Below are 515 nucleotides of genomic sequence, written 5' to 3' on the forward strand. Positions count from 1 at the left end.
CGGCCTTGGTGTTGGTCGAGATGTTCGACAGGTTGCTGTTGACGTGGTCGAGGCGGTTGGCGGCGGCGCCCAGTGCGGAACGTACCACGCCGATGCTGTCGATGGCCGAGACCAGGCTGCCGATGGCCGTGTTGGCCAGGGTTTTCAGTTCCGTGCCGCCAGCGGTGCCGGTGAAGTTGGCGGTGGCCGAACCCAGTGCGGTGGCAACGCTGCCCATCGAGGTGGACAGGTTGATGGTCATCGTTTCCGATTTCGCGGCGCCGATCTGGAACGTCATGGCGCTGGCGATGGTGCCGCCGGTCAGCAGAGCTTGGCCGCCGAACGTGGTGTTGTTCATCACGTTGGACAATTCCAGGCCCAGTGCGTCGTATTCGGCTTGCATGGCGTCCTTGTCGGCCGTGTTCGACGAAGCATCGGCAGCTTGCGTGGCCAGATCTTTCATGCGCACCAGCATGTTGGTGACTTCGCCGAACGCGCCTTCAGCCGTTTGCAGCATCGAGGTGCTGTTTTGCGTG

At 62.7% G+C, this 515-nt stretch carries 1 protein-coding gene; it reads right to left on the bottom strand.

Annotated elements, in window-relative coordinates:
* Positions 1 to 515, bottom strand: a 515-nt coding sequence (locus CSQ93_RS28590; RefSeq protein WP_442778353.1) for a flagellin N-terminal helical domain-containing protein, incomplete at both ends; no start/stop codon positions are given.

The sequence above is a fragment of the Janthinobacterium sp. BJB426 genome, from assembly GCF_002735705.1.
GTDB lineage: Bacteria > Pseudomonadota > Gammaproteobacteria > Burkholderiales > Burkholderiaceae_D > Janthinobacterium.